Consider the following 16,614-nt stretch of genomic DNA (forward strand, 5'->3'; position numbering starts at 1 on the left):
TCCGTTCGAATGCGATCTTCGATCGCCAGCACCTCAGGATGAGGTCGCGGATGGGATGGAACAGAGCTGCTCGAGAGCGGGCATCCTGGCTCGGCTCCCCCTCCGGGCTCTCCCCTCACCCCCGCGTCATCACCACGTCCAGTTGCGGCTTCTGGTTGATGGTCTGGAACACCACGCAGTAGCGCTCGGTGAGCTTCAAGAGCTGATCGAGCTTCTCCTGCGGCGCGTCCGAATCGACCTCGAAGCTGAGCCGGATCGCCCGGAAGCCCACCGGTGCCCCCTTGTCGACGCCGAGCGTGCCGCGGAAATCGAGGTCGCCCTCGGCCTTGACCAGCCCCTTGCGCAACGGGATCTCCAGGGCGGTCGCCACCGCCTTCAGGGTCACGCCGGCGCAGGCCACCAGCGCTTCGAGGAGCATGTCGCCGGAGCAGAGCTCGGCGCCCGATCCGCCGCTCGCCGGATGCAGGCCCGCTACCGCCAGCGCCCGGCCGGTCTCGACCTTGCAGGCGATGCCGCCGTCATCGAGCGAGCCTTGCGCCGTCAGGGTGACGACGGCCGCCTCCGGATCGCCGCGGTAGCGGTCCTTGATCGGGGCCTGGAGCGAGCGCAGTTCGGTGGCGTCCATCGGGTATCCTCCCTGTTTATGGGCGAACGGCTTAGCATCCCGCGCCGGTCACCGGCCAGGGCCCACGGGAGCGGACTCCCCCGATCGATTCGCCCCCCTCGCCGGCGGCCAGGCTCTCGCGGATCTCGCCGTCCGCGCCGCCGAGGGCCGGCGGCATGCGGCGCACCGGCAGGCGGCGGCCGTCGAGCCGGTAGGGCGGCACCAGGACATGCGCCTCGGCGATCGCCTCCCCGCCCTGGGGCTGGAGGAGGCCGGCCCGCCGCGCCCGCTCCGAGGTCAGCGCCTCGTGCAGGCCCAGCACCTCGCCGCAGGGGATGCCGGCGGCGGCGAGCCGGGCGAGGAGATCGGCCCGGCTCCGCTTGCCCAGCTCCGCCTCCATCAACGGCACGAAGACGGCGCGGTTCTTCGAACGGTCGAGATTGGTGGCGAAACGCGGATCGGTGACGAGGTCGGGCCGCTCCAGCACCTGCTCGCAGAAGCGGCGGTACTGCGCATTGTTGCCCACCGTCAGCACGATCGGCCCATCGCCGGTCTCGAACACGCCGTAGGGCACGATCGACGGATGCGCGTTGCCGAAGCGGTCGGCATCGTGCCCCCGTACCATCGTCTCGAGGCCGTAATACGAGGTCATCGCCAGCCCGCAATCGAACAGGGCGAGTTCCACCAGGCGGCCCCGCCCGGTGCGCTCGCGCTGGAACAGGGCGGCGAGCACGGCCTGCGCGGCGTATTGGCCGGTGAACAGGTCGACCGCCGCGATGCCGAACTTGAGCGGTGGGCGCCCGGCCTCGCCGTTGAGCGACATCAACCCCGCCTCGCCCTGCACCACGAGGTCGTAGCCCGGCCGCGCGGCTTCCGGCCCGTCGGAGGGATAGCCCGAGACCGAGCAGTAGATCAGCCGCGGGTTCTCGGCCGCGAGCGCCGCGTAGCCGAGGCCGAGCCGGTCGGCGCCGCCGGTCTTGAAGTTCTGCACCACCACGTCGGCCTGCCGGGCCAGGTCCCGCACCAGGGCGAGACCGTCCGGGTCGGCGAGGTCGACGCCGATCGAGCGCTTGTTGCGGTTCACGCTGTCGAAATACGAGGTGTTGGTCGCGCCGGTCCTCAGGCCCCAGTCGCGGGTGTCGTCGCCGCGCTCGGGATGCTCGACCTTGATGACGTCGGCGCCGAGATCGCCCAGCACCTGCGCGCACCAGGGTCCGGCGAGCACCCGCGACAGGTCGAGTACGCGGATGCCGGCGAGCGGCAGGTCGTCGGGGTCGAACAGCATCACACCTCTCCTCGATCGGGCAGCGGCGCGCCCCGCCCGGTGCCTCCCGTATGTCCGCCCGGCAGCCGCCCGCCGCAAGCTCGGCGCGGGACGGCGAGGGCCCGACAGGCATTCGCGCTGCGGTCGCATGACCTGCCGCTTGCGCGCATCGCGCGATGATGGTTGACCGGAAGTCGACCCTCGGGCTACCGTTCCGGGCAAATAATATTTCCGACGGCCTCGACGATCGGGGCTTTCTCCTCACCGAACGCGCACCTGCGATCATCAGCCGGATAAGGAACAGCCGCCGCCATCGCCGGCCGCTGCTCTCGACAACCAGCGGAGTCCGCCATGTGGCGACAGGGTGATATCTTCATCCAGGAAATTCCGGCGCTGCCGCAGGAGGCCGCCGAGCGGCCGCTGCCGCACACCGTGCTCGCCCACGGCGAGATCACCGGCCACAGCCACCGGGTCGCCGATCCCGCCGCCCTGTTCGCCGGCGAGAACTGCTTCTACCTCGACGTGCAGGCGGAGCGAGCCCGCGTCGTCCACGACGAGCACGGCACGATCACGCTGGCGCGCGGCATCTACCGGGTCTGGCGGCAGCGCGAATACACGCCCGAGCGCATCGTGACCGTGCAGGACTGAAAGCCGGTGAGCCGCCGACCGCCCTCCGCCACCCGGCGCGTGCTGCGCCCGAACGAGACCCTTGGCCCGCTGGAGGCCGCCGCCCCGCTCGACCGGCTCGACATGCCGCGCAACGAGGCCGCCCGCACCCTGCCGGACGGCCTCGTCTGCCACCGGATCCTGGCGCCCGAGAGCCGGATCGAGGAGATCGGCGGCGCACTTCGCTGCCGCGAGCTGGTGCTCGACGGCGGGGCGGTCGCCCGCATCGCCGACGGCGTGCGGATCGATTACCGGCTCTCGGCTCGCGGCTGCCACCGGCTGACGGCCCTGCCGGCGGATTTGCGCGCCGGCATCGTCGACCTGCGCGACTGCCTCGCCCTGGAGCGCCTGCCGCCCGGCCTGTCGCCGGCCTTCCTCGATCTCGCGGGCTGCACCGCGCTCGCCCGGCTGCCCGGCGATCTCGCCCTGCGCGGCGGCCGGCTCGACCTGCGGGACTGCGCGCTCATCGACGCCCTGCCCGAGCGCGGAACGGTCGCGCAACTCGACATCGCCGGCTGCGGCCGGATCGACCGCGTCCCGGAAGGGTTTCGCGTCACCTCGTGGATCGACGTCGCCGGCTCGGGCCTCACGGCGCTCCCGGCCCATCTCGACGGGGTCGGCCTGCGCTGGCGCGGCGTGCCGGTCGATACCCGCATCGCCTTCCGGCCGCACGAACTCGGGATCGGCGAGATCCTGGCCGAGCGCAACGCCGAGCGGCGGCGGGTGATGCTGGAGCGCTTCGGCTTCGAGGCCTTCATGGCGGCGGCCGCGGCCGAGGAACTCGATGCCGACCACGACCCGGGCGGCGAGCGCCGGCTCCTGCGCGTGACGCTCGAGAACGACGAGCCCCTGGTCTGCGTCTCGGTCGGCTGCCCCTCGACCGGGCGGCGCTACTTCCTGCGCGTCCCGCCGACCATGACCACCTGCCACCAGGCCGTGGCCTGGACGGCGGGCTTCGACGACCCGGCCGACTACGCGCCGCTGGTCGAGACCTGAGCCCCCGACCTCGCTCGCCCCTTTGCCTGACATCGTGCCCGAGGAGCCGGGACCATGCCCTACGAGAACCTGACCACCTTCTTCGGCAAGCCGGTCGAGGACTTCCAGAGCGGGACCGAGGCGTGGGACGTCGCCCGCGCCGTACCGCGCTTCCGCATCGAGTACGACTCCGAGGACAGCGTCCCGATGCTGCTCGCTGCTTACGCAGGCCTCCCCGGAATCGAGGCGACAGACGCCATCGTCATCGGCTACTGGCAGGGCGACGACTCGCAAGGCTCGTCCCAGGAGGTCGTCGAGGCGCTGGTGACCTATGCCGAGCGCGTCCCCAACCTGCGCGCGCTCTTCCTCGGCGACATCGTCTCGGAGGAGAACGAGATTTCCTGGATCAACCAGAGCGACCTGTCGGCGCTCTGGCCCGCCTTCCCGAACCTGGAGCACCTGCAGGTGCGCGGCGGCACCGACCTGGCCCTCGGCCGGTTCGAGGCGCCGCATCTGACGGCCCTGATCCTCGAATCGGGCGGGCTGCCGCGCCGGGCGGTGCGGGACGCGCTTGCCGCCGGGGCGCCGGAACTGCGCCACCTCGAACTCTGGCTCGGTACTGAGGAATACGGCGGCGACACCACGCCGGACGACTTCGCCGATCTCTTCGCCGGCCGGCTGTTCCCGAAGCTCGAGACCCTGGCGTTACGCGACTGCGCCTATGCCGACGACCTCGCCGTCGCGCTCGCCCAGGCGCCTTTGCTGGAGCGGATCACCACCCTCGATCTGTCGCTCGGCAACCTCACCGACCGGGGCGCCGAGGCGCTGCTGGCCTCGCCCGCGGTCGCGCGCCTGTCCCGGCTCGACCTGCACCACCACTTCCTCACCGACGCCACGACAGGGCGGCTCGAGACGCTCGGGCCGGCGGTCGATCTCTCCGACCGGCAGGAGGAGGAGGAATACGGCGGCACGATCTACCGCAGCATCGCCGTCTCGGAATGACGGTTCCCGCCGGCTCCCCGCTCGCGCCCTCCGTCATCCTCGGGGAAGGGGATGGCGAGCGCGCGGAGGGGTTCAACGCCGCCCTGGTGCGGGCCGGGCTGCCGCCCGCCCACGTCCTCGACTATGCCCGCTTCGCCGAGGCGCCGGACCGGCTCGCCGGCTTTTTCCCGGAGGGAAGCGGCCTGCTGCGCCTCGACTCGCCCGGCGGCGCCTCACGCATCCGCCGGGCGCTCCTGCGCCTCGCCGGCGCCGAGGAAGAATCAGGTGGCGATACGGGCACGCGGCTGCGCCCCGACCATGCCGTGCAGAATGGGCTGTCGGCGGCGATTCGCCTTGCCCGCCGGATCCTGCCGCCCGGAATCGTCGCGACCCACGACGCCGCTGCAGTCGCCCTGCTCTACGACAAGCGCGCCTGCCACGACGCCATGCTGGCGGCGGGACTGCCGGTGCCGCGGGCGCTGCCGCCGGTGGACGATTTCGAGGCCTTGCGCGCGGCGATGCGGGCGGGCGGGCTCTCCCGGGTCTTCGTCAAGCCGCGCTACAGCTCGGGGGCGGCGGGCATCGTCGCGCTCGCGGTCGCCGGCAACGACATCGTGGCGCTCTCCTGCGCCGAGCACGCGCCCGGCGACGGCACGCTGCACCACACCCACCGGCTGCGGCGCCTGCGCGGGCCGCAAGCCGTCGCCCTCGTCGACGCGATCCTGGCGCAGGACACGCATGTCGAGCGATGGGTGCCCAAGGCGGCGATCGGCGGGCGCCCGTGCGACCTGCGGGTGCTGGTGGTGGCGGGCGAGCCGGCCCACATCGTCCTTCGCCTCGCTGGCGGGCCGATCACCAACCTCGATCTCGGCGGGCGCCGGGCCGATGCGGAGGTGTTGCGGGCGCTCGCCCCGCCCGCCGCCTGGGAGGCGATGCTGGCGGATTGCCGCCGCTTCGCCGCTCGTCTTCCCGGCAATCTCCACGTCGCCTTCGACGTCGCGCTCACGGTGGGCTTGCGCCGTCACGTCTTCTTCGAGGCGAACGCCTTCGGCGACCTGATCCGCCGCGTCGCCTTCGCGGGGCACGACCCCTATGGCTGGCAGGTCGCGTGCCTGCCCGCCTGGATCGCCGGGCGCCGCTCGCTGGGGCTTGCCGCGTGATCCGGGCCGCCGACCTTGTGGGCACGCACGACATCCTGCTCGTGACACTCGATTCGCTCCGCTACGACGTGGCGGAGGCCGCGCTCGCGGCGGGCCGGACGCCGAACCTCGCGCGCCTCCTGCCCGGCGGGGCCTGGGAGCGCCGCCATGCGCCGGGCAGCTTCACCTACGCCGCCCACCAGGCGATCCTCGCCGGCTTCCTGCCGACGCCCGCCGCACCTGGGCCCCATCCGCGCCTGTTCGCGCTGGCCTTCGAGGGCAGCCGTACCACCGGGCCGGACACCGCCGTGTTCGACGCGCCCGACATCGTCTCGGGGCTTGCCGGGCGCGGCTACCACACGCTCTGCATCGGCGGCGTCGGCTTCTTCAACCAGCGGACGGCCCTGGGACGCGTGCTGCCGGGCCTGTTCTTGGAAAGCCACTGGCGTCCCGGCTTCGGCGTGCAGGCGCGCGACTCGACCGGCGCGCAGGTCGGCCTCGCGGTCGAGCGGATCGCGGCCCTGCCCCCGGAGCGGCGCCTGTTCCTGTTCGTCAACGTCTCGGCGACCCACGCCCCGACCCGCCACTACCGGCCCGGGGCGAGCCGGGAGAGCCCGGAGACGCAAGAGGCCGCGCTCGCCCATGCCGACGGCGCCCTGGGCGCACTCTTCGCGGCCCTCGGGCGGCGGGCTCCCGCCCTCTGCATCGTCTGCGCGGATCACGGCACCGCCTTCGGCGAGGACGGCTATCACGGGCACCGCCTCGCCCATCCGTCGGTCTGGGACGTGCCCTACGCCGAATTCATCCTGGAGGGCATGCGATGAGCCACGCGGCGGCGATCCTCGCCGGGCCGGTCTATGGCGGTTACCAATATGCCTATCCGCACAAGACCGCCTACCGGCCGCTGACCCGGCCGGTGCCCCTGCGCGAGGTGTGGGCGGAGGAGCCGAAGACCGGACTGTTCCTCTACGTCCACATTCCGTTCTGCCCGATGCGCTGCGGCTTCTGCAATCTGTTCACCCTGACCCGGGGCGAGGGACGTGTCGGACCCTATCTCGATGCCCTGCGGCTCCAGGCCGAGACCGTCGCCGAGAGCCTCGGCCCCCTGCGGGTCGCCCGGATGGCGATCGGCGGCGGCACCCCGACCTTCCTCGATCCGCCCGACCTCGACCGGCTGTTTTGCGACCTGCGGGCCACCTTCGGCGCCTCGCCGGCCCTGGTCCCGACCTCGGTCGAGACCGCGCCCGGCACCACCACGCCGGACCGCCTCGCCGTGCTGCGGGCGCACGGGGTCGAGCGCATCAGCATCGGGGTCGAGTCGTTTCGCGGCGACGAGACCCGGGCGATGGGCCGGCCGCAATCGCGCGACGCCGTCGAGGCAGCGCTCCGGGCGATCCGCGACGCCGGCATCCCGGTGCTCAACATCGATCTGATCTACGGCGCCGCCGGGCAGACGCCCGCGCGCTTCCTCGACTCGGTAGAGGCGGCGCTGGCCTGGGAGCCGGAGGAGCTTTTTCTCTATCCCCTCTACGTTCGGCCGCTGACCGGGCTCGGCCGGCGCGGCGGCTCCACGGAGGACGACCGGGCCTGGGATGCGCGCCGCCTCGCGATCTACCGCGCCGCCCGCGACCGGCTTCGCGCCGCCGGCTATGCCCAGGTCTCGATGCGGATGTTCCGGCGCGAGCCCGAGGCGGTGTGGGGCCCCGCCTATGATTGCGCCCGCGACGGCATGGTGGGACTGGGCGCCGGGGCGCGCTCCTACACCGCCGCCCTGCATTACTCGACGGCCTACGCGGTGGGACAGGCCGGCATCGCCGAGATCGTCGCCGATTACGTCGCCCGCGAGGCCGGCCGGCACGGGCGGGCCGATTACGGCGCCTGGCTCGACGACGAGGACCGGCGCCGCCGCTTCGTGCTGATGCACCTGCTCCAGTGTTCCGGGCTCTCCGTGGGAGCCTATGCCGAACGCTTCGGCACCCCGCTCCTCGACGACCTGCCGGAGCTGGCGGGCCTGATCGAGGCGGGGCTCGCCACGCTGGAGGCCGGCACCCTCGCGCTCAATGAAGCCGGCCTCGAACGCTCGGATGCGATCGGCCCCTGGCTCCAGGCCGCGGGCACGCGCGAGCGGATGCGCGCCTTCGCGCTCCGGTGAACGCCGTGAGCGCCCCTCTCGACATCCTGTACCGGGGCCCGCTCGCGAGCTGCAACTACGCCTGCCCCTACTGCCCCTTCGCCAAGAGGCGCGACAGCCGCGAGACCCTGCACCGGGATGCCGCGCAGCTCGCCCGCTTCGTCGAGTGGGTGGCGGGGCAGAGGCAGCGCAGCCTCGGCATCCTGTTCACGCCCTGGGGCGAGGCCCTGATCCGCCCCGCCTACCGGCGGGCGATGGCCGAGTTGAGCCGGATGCCGCAGGTGCGCCGGGTCGCCGCGCAGACCAACCTGTCCTGGCCGACCGGCTGGCTCGATGCCTGCAAGCCTTCGCGCATCGCGTTCTGGTGCACCTTCCACCCGGGCGAGACCTCCCTCGACCGCTTCCTTGCCCGCTGCGCCGCCCTCGACGGGCGCGGCGTCAGCTACAGCGTCGGAGTGGTGGGCAAGCGCGAGCACTTGCCAAGCATCACGGCGCTCCGCGCGGCCTTGCGCCCCGAGATCTATCTCTGGATCAATGCCTATCGGGACGAGGGCCCGAACCATTACGCCGAGGACGACCTGGCGCTCCTCCAGGCGATCGACCCGCTGTTTGGCATCAACCGGGCCGGCATCCGCAGCCGCGGCCGGGCCTGCGCCACCGGCGAGAGCGTCATCAGCGTCGACGGCGATGGCGAGGTCCGCCGCTGCCACAGCGTCAAGACCCGGATCGGCAACCTCTACGACCCGGATTTCGACGCCGTCCTGGCGCCGCGCCCCTGCCCGCTCGCCCAGTGCCGCTGCCATATCGGCTACGCCCACATGCCGCATCTGGGGTTTCGCGACCTGTTCGGCGACGGGCTGCTGGAACGGGCGCTGCCGATCAGGCCGGCGGGCCCGCGCGCGGCGTCGAAGCCCTGACCGGCGGCATCGGCGGCGGCGATCTCACCACCACATCGCGGCGGCATCCGGCCTCGCGCGGTCGGGCTCGCCTTCCGGGCGCAAGGAGCGGTCGAGGCTCGCCAGGATCGTGCGGGCAGCAGCCTCGCTGCCTGGCGCCGAAGGCTGGCGCGGGCGGCTCAAGGGGAGCGGGATCGTGTCGTCGATCCGGCCGGGCTTCGGGCGCAGCACCACGGCCCGGTCGGCGAGCGCCACCGCCTCGGCGACGTCGTGGGTGACGAGGAGCACGGTCGGCCGGCTCTCCTCCCAGAGCGCCAGGAGGTGGCGATGCAGTCCGGCCCGGGTCAGGGCATCGAGAGCCGAGAAGGGTTCGTCGAGGAGCAGCACCTTCGGGGCGGCGACGAAGGCGCGGGCGATCGCGACGCGCTGTTGCTGGCCTCCCGACAGGTCGCGGGGCCAGCGCCCGGCATGCTCGGCGAGGCCGACGCGCTCCAGGGCGTGGGCGACACGGGTCCGGCGCTCGGCCTTCGCCAGGTCGGCGAGGCCGAAGGCGACGTTGTCGGCGACGTTGAGCCAGGGTAGGAGCCGCGGCTCCTGGAACACGATGCCGACCCCCGGATGCGGCGCCGTGATCGCCTCGCCGTCCAGGCTGATCCGGCCGGCGCTCGCCCGGTCGAGCCCGGCGATCAGGCGCAGCAGGGTGGTCTTGCCGCAGCCCGAGCCGCCGATCAGCGCCACGATCTCGCCGGCCCGGACCTCGAGCGAGAGGTCGGCGAGCGCCCGCGTGCCGTCGGCATAGGTCTTCGACAGGCGATCGAGGATCAGCATGGCGCCTGCGTGGTCTGCGGCGGCGGCATCACGAGGACCTCGTCTCTCCCATTCGCGACCTCATCCTGAGGTGCTGGCGATCGTAGATCGCAGACTGACAGGAGCCTCGAAGGAGGGCTCCAGAAGTCTCTGCGCGCACTGGAGCCCTCCTTCGAGGCTGCTGCGCAGCACCTCAGGATGAGGTCGTGGGTGGGAGTGAACGGGTCGATCACGGCGGACAGTCTCTCGTCATCAGCCTATCAGAGCGCGTCCCGCGCGGTGTCTTGCCAGCGGGCGAGCGGCTGCGTCAGCCCGACCAGTACCGCGTCGCACAGCTTGCCGAGGGCGGCGAAGGCCAGGATCGCCGCGACGATCTGGTCCGGCTTGCCGAGCTGCTGGCCGTCGAGGAGGAGGTAGCCGAGGCCCTCCGAGGCGCCGAGCAGCTCGGCCGCCGCCACGAACATGAAGCCGAGCCCCAAACCCGTGCGGAGCGCCACCAGGGTCGCCGGAAGGACCGCCGGCAGCAGGATCCGCCGCGCCAGCGCGAGACGCGAGAGCCGAAAAACCCGGCCGACCTCGACGAGCTTGCGGTCGACCCCCGCGATGGCGCCCGCCACCCCGAGATAGACCGGGAAGAACACGCCGACCGCGATGAGGGTGATCTTCGAGGCCTCGAAGATGCCGAACCACAGGATGAACAGCGGCACCCAGGCGATCGAGGGGATCGCCCTGAGCGCCTGGAGGCTCGGATCGATCAGGCGCCGGACGAGCGGCAAGGTGCCGGTGAGTGCCCCGACCACGATCCCCGCGACGGCACCGAAGCCGAAGCCTGCCGCGACCCGGGTGAGACTCGCGAGCACGTGGGTCCAGAGTTCGCCGCTCTCGGCCAGGCCCCACAGCGTGGCCAGCACCCGGCTCGGCGGCGGCACCAGCCGTCCCTGCGCCAGCCCCGCCCGCACCGCCGCTTCCCAACCGAGGGCCAGCACCAGCGGCAGGACGAGCCCGGTGAGCATCCGGCCGCCGGGCAAGCGAAAGGATCGGCGCGCGGGACCGGCCGGCGCGGCCGCGAGGGGCAGCGAACTCGCCTCCATCGCCGTTACGGGGCCGCCGGGCCGAAGCGTGGATCGATCAGGGCCTGGACCGCCGCGCCGACATCGGTACCGGCCGGGATCACCCCGGCATCGAGAAGGGCGGTGCCGGCATCGAGGATCGTCTCGGTTTGGCGCTTGCCGATGACCGGCTGCGACAGGTCGGTGCGCTCGAGCTGGCGCGCCACCACCGGCTCGGGGAGCTTCGTCGCCGCCACGAGGATGCGGGTCAGTTCCTTCGGATCCGAGAGAGCGAGTTTTCGCGCCTCCTCGTAGGCGGCCAGCACCTTGCGGGTCAGGTCGGGATTCTGCTTGGCGAAATCCTCGCGGACGTTGAGCACGCCCCAGGTATTGGCGGCGGGATCGCGGTGGAACAGCACGTCGCCGTTCTCGATCTCGGCCGCCGCCATGATCGGGTCGAGCCCGGCCCAGGCATCGACGTCGCCGCGGTCCAAAGCCGTGCGGCCGTCCGGATGCTGGAGCAGCACCAGCTTCACGTCGCGCTCGGTCAGGCCGGCGCCGCGTAAGGACCGGATCAGGAAGATGTGCGGGTCGGTGCCGCGGGTGACGGCGACGCGGCGGCCCTTCAGGTCCTTCACCGCCGTGATGCCGGTGTTGGGGCGCGTCACCAGGGCGGTCCATTCGGGCCGCGAATAGGCGTAGACCGCCTTGATCGGGTTGCCGTTGATCCGCGCCAGCAGGGCCGCGGCGCCGGCGGTCGAGCCGAAATCGATCGAGCCGGCATTGAGGAATTCGAGCGCCTTGTTCGAGCCCAGCGACTGGACCCAGCGCACCGTGATGCCCTCGGGCGCGAGCGCCTTTTCGAGCAGGCCCTTGTCCTTCAGGACGAGGCTGACGGGATTGTAGGTCGCCCAGTCGAGGCGCACTTCCTTCGCGGGTTCCTTGGCGGCTTGCGCGAGGGCCGGACCGGCGGCGAGGCCGATTGTCCCGAGGGCGGCGCCGATGAGCGCGCGGCGATGGATGCGCATCGTCTCTCCCCTTGTCGACCGCGCCGTCACTCCAGGCGGGGCGGATCGGCGCCATAGCTAGGGCGCGGCGTTCGGAGTGTCAAACGATCCGGCCGATGAAGCGGATCAGCCTTTCGGACCGAACGCGTCGTACTGTGGGAGCCTGTGCGCGGCGCGGAAGCGTTGGCTTTCCGCTTGCCGTGATGCGAAACAGGAATCGACGCGACGGGACCCGGCCGCGCTCGCCCCCCGCTCCAGGCCCGAACCCGGCTACCATGTCCGAACCCGTCATCGACCCGTCCGACACCAACGCCGCCCTGAAAGCTCTGCTCGCCGGCATCGACCAGTCCCTGAGCGACCCCACGCGCCTGCGCGAGCGGCTGGTGCCGGAATTGCGCCGCATCATCGAGGCCGGCCGCGCCGAGGCGGAGCGGCGGCTCATGGCCGAGCGCGACGGCCATGCCTGCGCCGGGCTGATCTGCGCCCAGATGGATGCGGTGATCCGGGCGATCTACGACGCGGTGGTCAAGCGCCTCTACCGCTCCGACAACCCGACCGCCGCCGAGCAGATCGCCGTGGTGGCGACCGGCGGCTACGGCCGCGGCCTGCTGGCGCCGGGCTCCGACATCGATCTCCTGTTCCTGCTGCCCTACAAGCAGACCGCCTGGAGCGAGAGCGTCGTCGAGGCGATGCTCTACGTCCTGTGGGACCTCAAGCTGAAGGTCGGTCACGCCACCCGCTCGGTCGCCGATTGCCTGCGCGAGAGCCGCGGCGACATGACGATCCGCACGGCCCTCCTCGAATCGCGCTTCCTGTTCGGCGACCGCGCGCTGTTCGAGGAACTGGAGACCCGCTTCGACCGCGAGGTGGTGCAGGGCACGGCGGCCGAGTTCGTCGAGGCGAAGCTCAAGGAGCGCGACGCCCGCGTCCAGAAGAGCGGCGCCTCGCGCTACCTCGTCGAGCCCAACGTCAAGGACGGCAAGGGGGGTCTTCGCGATCTCAACACCCTGTTCTGGATCGCCAAGTACACCTTCCGGGTCAAGGAGGCGGCCGACCTCGTCGAGGCCGGCCTGTTCACCCCCGATGAATTGCGCCTGTTCGAGCGCTGCGACGAGTTTTTATGGCGGGTGCGCTGCCACATGCACTTCGTCACGGGGCGCTCCGAGGAGCGGCTGGGCTTCGGCCTGCAGCCGCGCATCGCCGAGCGGCTGGATTACGGTGCCCGCGGCGGCCTTGCCGCGGTCGAGCGGTTCATGAAGGCGTATTTCCTGATCGCCAAGGATGTCGGCGACCTCACCGCCATCGTCTGCGCCGAGATGGAGGCGCGCCACGCCAAGCGCCCGCCGGTGCTCGACCGCTGGCTGCGCCGCTTCAAGCAGCATTTCCGCGCGCCCGACCTGGAGGCGGACGATTTCCGCATCCATACCGGCCGCCTGGACGTGCGCGACGATGCCGCCTTCGAGCGCGATCCGGTCAACCTGATCCGGCTGTTCTGGCTCTCCGACCGGCACGACCTCGCGATCCATCCCGATGCCAGCCGGCTCGCGACCCGGTCGCTGGCCCTGATCGGCCCGATGGTGCGGGTCGATCCCGAAGCCAACCGCCTGTTCATCGCGCTGCTCACCTCGCAGAACGCCCCCGAGACGGTCCTGCGGCACATGAACGAGACCGGGGTGCTCGGGCGGTTCGTGCCGGATTTCGGCCGCATCGTCGCGATGATGCAGTTCAACATGTACCACCACTTCACGGTGGACGAGCACCTGATCCGCTCGCTCGGGGTGCTGGCGAAGATCGAGGCCGGGGAGCTGGAGGACGAGCATCCGCTGGCCCACCGCATCGTCGGCACGATCCAGAACCGCCGCGCCCTCTACGTGGCGATGTTCCTGCACGACATCGCCAAGGGCCGGAAGGAGGACCATTCGATCGCCGGTGCGGCGGTGGCCCGCAAGCTCGGCCCGCGCTTCGGGCTGGATGCCGCCGAGACCAGCACCGTCGCCTGGCTCGTCGAGCACCACCTGCTGATGTCGATGACGGCGCAGAGCCGCGACCTCTCGGATCCGAAGACCATCGAGACCTTCGCGGGCGTGGTGCAGAGCCTGGAGCGGCTGAAGCTGCTGCTGGTCATCACCATCGCGGACATCAAGGCGGTCGGCCCCGGCACCTGGACCGCCTGGAAGGCGACGCTCCTGCGCACCCTCTACTACGAGACCGAGATGGTGCTCTCGGGCGGGCGCTCGGAGATCCCGCGCACCGATCGCGTCCGGCTGATCCAGATGCGCCTGCGCGAGCAACTGACGGAGTGGTCGGCGGAGGAGTTCGACGCCTACGCCACCCGGCACTATCCGCATTACTGGCTCAGGGTCGATGCCGGGCGCCAGCTCAAGAACGCCCATTTCATCAAGGCGGCGGCGGCGGCCGGCAACACCGTCGCCACTGCCTTCGAGACCGACCCGTCGCGGGGCGTCACCGAGCTCTGCGTCTACTCGCCCGACCATCCGCGGCTGCTCGCGATCCTCACCGGCGCCTGCGCGGCGTCGGGCGGCAACATCGTCGACGCGCAGATCTTCACCACCGCCGACGGCTTCGTGCTCGACACCATCACCCTGTCGCGGGCCTTCGAGCGCGACGAGGACGAATTGCGCCGGACCGGCCGCATCGCCACGGCGATCGAGCGGGCGCTGAAGGGCGAGATCCGCATCGCCGACCTCGTCGCCGACAAGCACCCGGTCAAGGACCGGCCGCGCACCTTCCAGGTCGCCCCGGACCTGTCGATCGACAACGCGCTCTCGGCCCGCGAGACGGTTCTGGAGATCTCCGGCCTCGACCGACCGGGCCTCCTGTTCGATCTCACCTCGGCGCTCGGCCGGCTCAACCTCAACATCACCTCGGCCCACGTCGCGACCTTCGGCGAGCGGGCGGTCGACGTGTTCTACGTCACCGACCTCACCGGCACCAAGGTGACCCAGCCCGACCGGCAGGCGACGATCCGCCGGGCCGTGATGGCGGTGTTCGAGGCCGACCTGCCCCGCTCCGGGCAGGGCCGGCGCGGCGCCGGCAAGGCAGCCCTTAAGGACGAGCGCAACCAGTCGGCCCCCATCGCCGGCGAAGCTTGATTTCGCCGGCCTCCCACCTGATATCGGAGTCACTCCCCGACCCCTTTTTCGGAATGACGATGACGCCGAACGACACGGAGAACGCCGCGCGGGCTTATGAGCCCGCGGCTGCCGAGGGCGCTCCCGCCTCCGCGCCGGAGGCCGCGACCGCCGACACGATCGCCACCCTCGAGGCCGAGAAGCTCGACCTCAAGGACAAGCTCCTGCGCACGCTGGCCGACATGGAGAACCTGCGCCGGCGCACCGAGCGCGAGGTGGCGGATGCCCGCACCTACGCGGTGACGAACTTCGCCCGCGACATGCTCAACGCCGCCGACAACATCCGCCGCGCGCTGGAGAGCGTGCCGGCCGATGCGCGGGCGAGCGCCGAGGGCCCCTTCAAGGCGCTGGTCGACGGGATCGACCTGACCGAGCGCGACCTGCTCAAGACCCTGGAGCGCCACGGCGTGAAGCGGGTCGAGCCGCACGGGCAGCGCTTCGACCCCAACCTGCACCAGGCGATGTTCGAGGTGCCCAACCCCGACGTCACCTCCGGCACGGTCGTGCAGGTGGTGCAGTCGGGCTACGTCATCGGCGAGCGCGTCCTGCGCCCGGCGCTGGTCGGCGTCGCCAAGGGCGGCCCGAAGGCCGAGGCGAAGCCGACGGAAGGCTGAGGCGCCGCCTTTAACGGGTGCGACGCCTGACCCCTCCCCCCTCTGCGGGGGAGGGTGGCCTGCGGAGCAGGCCGGGAGAGGGGTAGCGCGACGGGGCCGAGTATGGCGCCCGTCAGCGCGGTTCAGTCTTTTCCGGAAACGTCGTCCCCTCTCCCGCCCGGCTCCGCCGGGCACCCTCCCCCGCAGAGGGGGGAGGGTTCAAGAGGGCGTGCTCCGACTTAAGCCGCCCGCGCCTCGAAATCGATCCTCGGATCGATCCAGCTATAGGTCAGGTCGGAGATCAGGTTCACCACCAGGCCCAGCAGCGAGAAGATGTACAGGTTGGCGAACACCACCGGGTAATCGCGGTTCACGATCGATTCGAACGACAGGAGCCCGAGCCCATCGAGGCTGAAGATGGTCTCGATCAAGAGCGATCCGGCGAAGAACGCCGAGATGAACGCGCCCGGAAAACCCGCCACCACGATCAGCATCGCATTGCGGAAGACGTGGCCGTAGAGCACCTGGCGCTCGGACAGGCCCTTCATCCGGGCGGTCAGCACGTATTGCTTGCGGATCTCGTCGAGGAACGAGTTCTTGGTGAGCAGGGTCGAGGTGGCAAACGCCCCGATCGCCATGGCGATGATCGGCAGGGTGATGTGCCAGAGGTAGTCGGTCACCTTGTGCCAGAGCGAGAACTGAGACCAGCCCTCGCTGGTCAGCCCGCGCAACGGGAAGATCTGCCAGAACGAGCCGCCGGCAAACAGCACGATCAGCAGGATCGCGAACAGGAAGCCGGGAATCGCGTAGCCGACGATGACCACGCCTGAGGTCCAGACGTCGAAGGGCGAGCCGTCGCGCACCGCCTTGCGGATGCCGAGCGGAATCGAGATCGCGTAGGAGATCAGCGTCATCCACAGGCCTAAGCTGATCGAGACCGGCAGCTTCTCGCGGATGAGCTGGAGCACCGAGACATCGCGAAAATAGCTTTTTCCGAAGTCGAAGCGGGCATAATCCCACAGCATCTTCACGAAGCGCTCGGGGGCCGGCTTGTCGAAGCCGAATTGCTGCTCCAGGCGCTTGATGAAGGCGGGATCGAGCCCTTGCGCGCCGCGGTAGCGGGAATTCGATTCCCCTCCCCCGGCCTGGGAGGTGCCGCCGCGCCCGGCGAGGTCGCCGCCGCCGCCGGTGATCCGGGACATGGCGGTGTTCTGGCCCTGGAGCTGGGCCAGCACCCGCTCGACCGGTCCGCCGGGGGCGAATTGCACGATCGTGAAGGAGATCAGCATGATCCCGAGGATCGTCGGGATCATTAGGAGCAGGCGGCGGATGAGGTAGGCGGCCATCAGG

The 16,614-nt window shown here is 71.2% G+C and carries 15 protein-coding genes; 9 read left to right on the forward strand and 6 right to left on the reverse strand.

All coding sequences use genetic code 11. The features are described from left to right. Window positions 1-115: 115 nt before the first annotated feature. On the reverse strand, window positions 116-625 hold the full coding sequence (locus AC3AOF_RS14270) for an OsmC family protein (RefSeq protein WP_236990181.1): 510 nt from the start codon (window positions 623-625) through the stop codon (window positions 116-118). A 31-nt stretch (window positions 626-656) separates the two neighbouring features. After that, the gene (locus tag AC3AOF_RS14275; RefSeq protein ID WP_488348873.1) at window positions 657-1,889 is read right to left on the reverse strand and encodes a CaiB/BaiF CoA transferase family protein; all 1,233 of its coding nucleotides are present in this window, start codon (window positions 1,887-1,889) and stop codon (window positions 657-659) included. A 330-nt stretch (window positions 1,890-2,219) separates the two neighbouring features. Here AC3AOF_RS14275 and AC3AOF_RS14280 point away from each other — a divergent pair, with 330 nt between their 5' ends. Genes AC3AOF_RS14280 through AC3AOF_RS14310 form a run of 7 tightly spaced genes read left to right on the forward strand, consistent with a single transcriptional unit; the run spans window position 2,220 to window position 8,677 of the window. Next, window positions 2,220-2,516, forward strand: a complete 297-nt coding sequence (locus tag AC3AOF_RS14280) for a hypothetical protein (RefSeq protein ID WP_488348874.1) — start codon at window positions 2,220-2,222, stop codon at window positions 2,514-2,516. Between the two features lie 6 nt (window positions 2,517-2,522). Beyond that, entirely contained in the window at window positions 2,523-3,530 is a 1,008-nt protein-coding gene (locus AC3AOF_RS14285) for a DUF6745 domain-containing protein (RefSeq protein WP_488348875.1), read from the forward strand. Window positions 3,531-3,584: 54 nt separating this feature from the next. After that, on the forward strand, window positions 3,585-4,511 hold the full coding sequence (locus tag AC3AOF_RS14290; protein ID WP_488348876.1) for an STM4015 family protein: 927 nt from the start codon (window positions 3,585-3,587) through the stop codon (window positions 4,509-4,511). Then, window positions 4,508-5,650 carry an STM4014 family protein gene (locus AC3AOF_RS14295; protein WP_488348877.1) on the forward strand — a complete coding sequence of 381 codons (1,143 nt, stop codon included), beginning with the start codon at window positions 4,508-4,510 and terminating at the stop codon, window positions 5,648-5,650. Before AC3AOF_RS14290 ends, AC3AOF_RS14295 begins: the two co-directional genes overlap by 4 nt. Next, window positions 5,647-6,453, forward strand: coding sequence for an STM4013/SEN3800 family hydrolase (locus tag AC3AOF_RS14300; protein WP_488348878.1), 807 nt, complete (start codon window positions 5,647-5,649; stop codon window positions 6,451-6,453). Before AC3AOF_RS14295 ends, AC3AOF_RS14300 begins: the two co-directional genes overlap by 4 nt. Continuing rightward, on the forward strand, window positions 6,450-7,781 hold the full coding sequence (locus AC3AOF_RS14305) for an STM4012 family radical SAM protein (protein ID WP_488348879.1): 1,332 nt from the start codon (window positions 6,450-6,452) through the stop codon (window positions 7,779-7,781). Before AC3AOF_RS14300 ends, AC3AOF_RS14305 begins: the two co-directional genes overlap by 4 nt. Before the next feature lie 5 nt (window positions 7,782-7,786). Further along, the gene (locus AC3AOF_RS14310) at window positions 7,787-8,677 is read left to right on the forward strand and encodes an STM4011 family radical SAM protein (RefSeq protein WP_488348880.1); all 891 of its coding nucleotides are present in this window, start codon (window positions 7,787-7,789) and stop codon (window positions 8,675-8,677) included. 24 nt (window positions 8,678-8,701) lie between these two features. Here the strand turns inward: AC3AOF_RS14310 and AC3AOF_RS14315 are convergent, their stop codons facing one another. The 3 genes from AC3AOF_RS14315 to AC3AOF_RS14325 all read right to left on the reverse strand — a co-directional run bounded on the left by AC3AOF_RS14315 (window position 8,702) and on the right by AC3AOF_RS14325 (window position 11,540). Beyond that, window positions 8,702-9,484, reverse strand: coding sequence for an ABC transporter ATP-binding protein (locus AC3AOF_RS14315; protein ID WP_488348881.1), 783 nt, complete (start codon window positions 9,482-9,484; stop codon window positions 8,702-8,704). A 239-nt stretch (window positions 9,485-9,723) separates the two neighbouring features. Further along, complete coding sequence (locus AC3AOF_RS14320; RefSeq protein ID WP_488348882.1) at window positions 9,724-10,554, reverse strand: ABC transporter permease; 831 nt, start codon at window positions 10,552-10,554, stop codon at window positions 9,724-9,726. 5 nt (window positions 10,555-10,559) lie between these two features. Further along, window positions 10,560-11,540: an aliphatic sulfonate ABC transporter substrate-binding protein gene (locus AC3AOF_RS14325; protein ID WP_488348883.1), complete on the reverse strand. Its 981-nt coding sequence runs from the start codon at window positions 11,538-11,540 to the stop codon at window positions 10,560-10,562. Window positions 11,541-11,794: 254 nt separating this feature from the next. Between AC3AOF_RS14325 and AC3AOF_RS14330 the strand changes: the two genes are divergently transcribed. Together AC3AOF_RS14330 and grpE are read left to right on the forward strand one after the other, a co-directional pair. After that, on the forward strand, window positions 11,795-14,632 hold the full coding sequence (locus AC3AOF_RS14330) for a [protein-PII] uridylyltransferase (protein WP_488348884.1): 2,838 nt from the start codon (window positions 11,795-11,797) through the stop codon (window positions 14,630-14,632). A gap of 59 nt (window positions 14,633-14,691) precedes the next feature. Beyond that, on the forward strand, window positions 14,692-15,285 hold the full coding sequence (gene grpE / locus AC3AOF_RS14335; RefSeq protein WP_236990169.1) for a nucleotide exchange factor GrpE: 594 nt from the start codon (window positions 14,692-14,694) through the stop codon (window positions 15,283-15,285). A gap of 218 nt (window positions 15,286-15,503) precedes the next feature. On the opposite strand, the gene AC3AOF_RS14340 is transcribed toward grpE, so the two are convergent. Further along, the gene (locus tag AC3AOF_RS14340; protein WP_488348885.1) at window positions 15,504-16,610 is read right to left on the reverse strand and encodes a microcin C ABC transporter permease YejB; all 1,107 of its coding nucleotides are present in this window, start codon (window positions 16,608-16,610) and stop codon (window positions 15,504-15,506) included. Between the last annotated feature and the right edge of the window lie 4 nt (window positions 16,611-16,614).

The organism is Methylobacterium sp. 142-1Y (assembly GCF_057747795.1).